Below are 3,787 nucleotides of genomic sequence, written 5' to 3' on the forward strand. Positions count from 1 at the left end.
GGAAACGAAGACATTCTTCTTTAGGATATATGAGTCCAGTTGATTACGAAAAACAAGAAAAAAAGACAGAGAATCATCTTTCTTGACAAATATCTTGTTTGTATGTTAATATATACGTATACGGAATACGTATATATACAGAGAAATGATCGTTCTTTTCTCTTATTTGATGCATTTCCACTGACTCATTCTTTCCGTTTGAGTCCCCTCCAAAAACGGGTCAATTCCATATCCGCGCCCTTTCCGCCCGTGGCTCTACGCTATCGCTCACCATCTGGCCAGTCACTATCACACCAGCGCCTATGCCCGCCGTGTCGAACTGCGTGCTCAGATGCCCACCATGCCGGCCCGCGAACCAGATCCGGCGGAATGGTTCGAGCGTTGGGAACGACACCATCACCTGTCCAAAGCGCTGAAGCATCTGAGCATGGAGCAGCGCGAAGTCCTCAGCTTGCGCTTTGGACAGGAGTTGAGCATCCCGGAAACCGCCACTATTCTCTCGATTCCATCTGGTACCGTCAAAAGCCGGACGTTCACCGCCTGCGCCTGCTGCGTGCTCACCTGGAGGAGGAGGCCCGCAGCGCACAGGGCACACAAGGAGGACCACACCATGGATAACCGCTCGTTCGATCAGCCTCCCATACAGAGCGATGATCTCCCTGCTGACCTGCAGGCCATCGTCAACAGCTATGCAGTCCAACCGATTCCACGCCCATCTTCAACCGAGACGGCGCGCTTGATCCGCACGCTGTTGGTAGAGGCCGCTTTTCAGGCGCAGGACACCCATGAGAAGGGGAACGCCTCCCTCTGGCGTCTTGCTGTGCTCACCCGCTGGCGTGTGTCTTTACTCGGCCCGTGGTTCTGGATGTCTGGCGTCCTCCTTCTGCTGGTTGGCATCGGGCTTTCCCGGCCTTTGGCGGTCACCAACCTCATCACGTTGCTGATTCTCTTGCTTCCTCTTGCTGCCGTGTTCGGCCTGGTCTACGCGTTACGCGCGCCATCGGCGGGATTGCGTGCGGTGGAGGCAAGTTGCCCGGTCACATTCGTGCAAACCAGCATGAGCCTGGGTCTGGCTCTGCTGGCTTGTGACAGTGTACTCGGCCTCGTCGCCACGCTTGGCTTCGCCCTGGCCCACTGGGCTCCCTTCTGGAATCTCTTGCTGGCCTGGCTGGCCCCGCTACTCCTGCTCACAGCCATCTCGCTGCCCATCGCGCTCCTGCGCAATGTACGCCTGGCCGCATTGGTCGGCGGCCTGCCCTGGCTCCTTCTGGGCCTGCTCGCTCTGGCCGGGCAAAGTGGACCGAGCGTTGCGAAGGCACTTTTCTCTCTGCCGCAGGACACGCTTTCACTTGCCTCTCACCTGGCAACGATCGCACTCGGCCTCCTGCTTCTGATTGTATTTACCACTTTTGCCTCAAAATGGCAGCGCTTCTGCACTTTTTAGAAATCTTGAAAGGATTATGTATGTACAACTTCTGGGTCGTCATGAAACTGGAATTCAGGCTGATCTGGCGCAACTGGGTCACCTGGCTCATGGTGCTGGTTATGCTCTTCATTGGCGCCCTCTGCGCTTCCAGTAACCGCAACGAACCCTGGTCGGGCTGGGCGCACCTGGGGACCACGAGCTTCTTCCTCTCGCTCATCTTGACGTTCTGCACCGGCAACCAGATCCGCCGCGATCATGCCCAGCGTCTGGACAGGATTGTTCTGAGCACGCCTGTCGCAACGCAGAGCTACGTCTGTGGCAAATACCTCGCGGGGCTGGCCAGCTTGCTCCTGCTGGCTGGCTCTGGCCTGTTTTCTGCCTTGTTGATCGATCATTTTGCCACGAATTCCTCCGCCATTCTGCTGTTTGCGCCTGCGTACTACCCGCCGCTGGGAGCACCAGTCTATCTCATTGGCTGGGCCTGGCTGACGCTGACTCCGGTCGCCTTTGGCGCGACCTTCATGTTCGCCTGTATGACGCTCACGCGCGGTCAGCGGGCCATTGCTTCTCTGGCCGTCCTTCTCATCTGGGTGCTGCCGATGTTTCTCACCCAATCCATGCCCCAACTGCTCGATATTACCGCCACTGTTTTTTCCTGCCTATTCTCTCGCACCAGCGGGCCCTGCTCCAGCAACTCCTTTCAGGCAGTTCCTGATTCAACATCCCATCGTGCTCCAGGATGGTCCGCCGCCAGCCAATCTCATTCAGCCAGTCATGCACCTTTCTCTGGCAGGGATACCGCCTTCGTCCACTCCCACTCTGTTTCTCTGGAACCGTCTGTTCTTCCTGGGCCTCTCCCTGCTGTTGCTCGTTCTGACCATCTATGGGATGCATGCGCTGCGCCGTCGTGCCTAAAAGGAAAGGAATGTGATGATGCCAACACTCGTGATCGATACGATCAGCAAACGCTATGAGCGCAACCGCTGGGCCTTACGCGAGTTCTCGCTGCGCATGGAGGCCGGCGTGTTGGGCCTGGTGGGTCCCAATGGCGCGGGCAAGACCACTCTGCTCAAGATACTGGCAACCTTGCTACGGCCCACGGAGGGCCATATTACCTGGAATGGTCAGGATCTCCTTCGTCATCCTGAGACCGTGCGCCGCGTGCTGGGATACGTTCCCCAGGATTTTGGTGTCTACCCGCAGATCAGCGCGCGGGTGTTGCTGCACTATCTCGGTGAACTCAAGGGACTGCGTGGAGTCCAGCTGCATCGACGGGTCGAAGTGGTACTGGAGATGGTCGGTCTCTCGGCGGACGCCGACCGACGCTTGAAAACCTTCTCCGGTGGCATGGTCCGCCGCCTCGGCATTGCCCAGGCGCTGCTCAATGAACCGCGCTTGCTCGTGCTCGACGAACCAACCGTGGGCCTCGATCCTGCCGAGCGTATTCGTTTTCGCGAACTGCTCCCCTCGCTCTCCGGTGAGCGCACGGTCATTTTCTCGACGCACATCATCGGCGATATCGAGGCGACGGCGACCCACCTGGCGCTGCTGAACCATGGGCGCCTGAGTTGGACGGGCACACCAGAGGCGCTGCTGGCTGACGCCGCCGAGGCACTGTGGACCCTGATCGTTCCCCAGGCCGAATTTGAGCGCATGCGCGCCCGCTACCGCGTGAGCAGTGCCATTCCCCGCGGCGGCAGCATTGAGACACGCATCCTGGCGGCACATCAACCGCATCCCCAGGCTCTCCCGGCCCGTCCCACCCTGGAAGAAGCGTACCTGCTCTTCCAGGAAGGGATGGGGCACGCAGAGGGGACCGAGGCTTTTCCTTCTCCCAAGCTGGTGTAAGTAAGAGCCTATCACACTTGCGCGTGGAAGGGACCTTGATGTGCGAGACCGTATTCATCAAGAGATGTCTTCTGCGCGCCTGGAGGACACGCTGGCCACATGACACATCCTTCCGTTACCATCCAGATTACGCCGGAACTCTCGCCCTCAACCCCATCCTGGATGGGAGAAGTGGCAACCTTCGCTCAGGTGCTTTCACATACAGGAATCCTAAAAGCAATTGAGGAACAGGTGCGCTTCGCCCGCGCCCGCTTTGGCACCTATGACCTCATCGATTTTGCCGTCGTGCTCATCGGCTATGCGCTTTCGGGCGAACCTACTACTCTGTCATCCTTCATTTGATGGGTTGCCCGCTACGCGGGCAGGTAGGGGAAGAGACCGGGGCACAGCCCCATACGCGTTAACTTACCGTACCTGAACAATTGAAAAGAAGAGACTCATCCAAACCAAACTGGCGGCAGAGCATACGGCGAATAGCACTCTCTTGATGCTCTCGCTGCTTGCGACGACTGC

The 3,787-nt window shown here is 58.2% G+C and carries 4 protein-coding genes and 1 pseudogene; all 5 read left to right on the forward strand.

The window, feature by feature from the left end; genetic code table 11:
- Window positions 1-274 precede the first annotated feature (274 nt).
- Window positions 275-493 (forward strand): annotated as a pseudogene (locus F1593_RS30085) (RNA polymerase sigma factor); the annotation flags it as partial.
- A gap of 117 nt (window positions 494-610) precedes the next feature.
- The gene (locus F1593_RS27505; protein ID WP_235932734.1) at window positions 611-1,444 is read left to right on the forward strand and encodes a hypothetical protein; all 834 of its coding nucleotides are present in this window, start codon (window positions 611-613) and stop codon (window positions 1,442-1,444) included.
- Window positions 1,445-1,464: 20 nt separating this feature from the next.
- The gene (locus tag F1593_RS27510) at window positions 1,465-2,400 is read left to right on the forward strand and encodes an ABC transporter permease (RefSeq protein ID WP_149404748.1); all 936 of its coding nucleotides are present in this window, start codon (window positions 1,465-1,467) and stop codon (window positions 2,398-2,400) included.
- The gene (locus tag F1593_RS27515; protein ID WP_235932736.1) at window positions 2,357-3,274 is read left to right on the forward strand and encodes an ABC transporter ATP-binding protein; all 918 of its coding nucleotides are present in this window, start codon (window positions 2,357-2,359) and stop codon (window positions 3,272-3,274) included. The genes F1593_RS27510 and F1593_RS27515 overlap by 44 nt, the downstream gene beginning before the upstream one ends.
- A 99-nt stretch (window positions 3,275-3,373) precedes the next feature.
- A complete protein-coding gene (locus tag F1593_RS27520; protein ID WP_235932737.1) occupies window positions 3,374-3,616 on the forward strand; it encodes a hypothetical protein in 243 nt (80 codons plus the stop codon).
- Window positions 3,617-3,787: the final 171 nt, after the last annotated feature.

This window comes from Dictyobacter arantiisoli (genome assembly GCF_008326305.1).
Classification (GTDB): domain Bacteria; phylum Chloroflexota; class Ktedonobacteria; order Ktedonobacterales; family Ktedonobacteraceae; genus Dictyobacter; species Dictyobacter arantiisoli.

Excerpts from the sequence above, each read along its gene's own strand:
- F1593_RS27520 (WP_235932737.1), top strand. The coding sequence starts at position 3,374 with ATGACACATCCTTCCGTTACCATCCAGATTACGCCGGAACTCTCGCCC.
- F1593_RS27515 (WP_235932736.1), top strand. The coding sequence starts at position 2,357 with ATGATGCCAACACTCGTGATCGATACGATCAGCAAACGCTATGAGCGC.
- F1593_RS27510 (WP_149404748.1), top strand. The coding sequence starts at position 1,465 with ATGTACAACTTCTGGGTCGTCATGAAACTGGAATTCAGGCTGATCTGG.
- F1593_RS27505 (WP_235932734.1), top strand. The coding sequence starts at position 611 with ATGGATAACCGCTCGTTCGATCAGCCTCCCATACAGAGCGATGATCTC.